The sequence below is a fragment of the Desertibacillus haloalkaliphilus genome, from assembly GCF_019039105.1.
Taxonomy (GTDB): Bacteria; Bacillota; Bacilli; order Bacillales; family KJ1-10-99; genus Desertibacillus; species Desertibacillus haloalkaliphilus.
In genome coordinates this window covers 1-367 of the sequence record NZ_JAHPIV010000390.1, presented here as the reverse complement: position 1 = coordinate 367, position 367 = coordinate 1, and the positions used below count along the sequence as shown (strand labels likewise).

1 protein-coding gene is annotated in these 367 nt (G+C 43.9%); it reads right to left on the bottom strand.

Annotated features, from left to right (window positions below; genetic code table 11):
- Positions 1–367, bottom strand: a 367-nt coding sequence (locus tag KH400_RS22455; RefSeq protein WP_246589995.1) for a GDSL-type esterase/lipase family protein, incomplete at both ends; no start/stop codon positions are given.

Below are 367 nucleotides of genomic sequence, written 5' to 3'. Positions count from 1 at the left end.
ACTGGAGACTAACTGTATTTAAATCAACGAGAAGAACTTCTTCTTCATCGGCTAGTTCTTTCATCGCGGCACAGTAATCAGGGAAATCATTGATATATTCTCCGTCTTTTTCATGAAAGCGGCCGACAGGGGTTAATAAAAGCGGTGTAGCTCCTTTCGCTCTTGCTCCGTGAATATATTGAGACAAATAGCTTTTATACGTTGTGAAAGGATCTGTATGCCGTTCGGGCTTCTCCGTTGAAGCATCATTGTGCCCCATTTGTGTAAACAGCCAGTCCCCAGGCTGAATGTCAGCCAATATTTTATCAAGCCGTCCTTCTTCAATGAATGTTTTTGAGCTTCTTCCACCGATTGCGCGGTTGTCGAC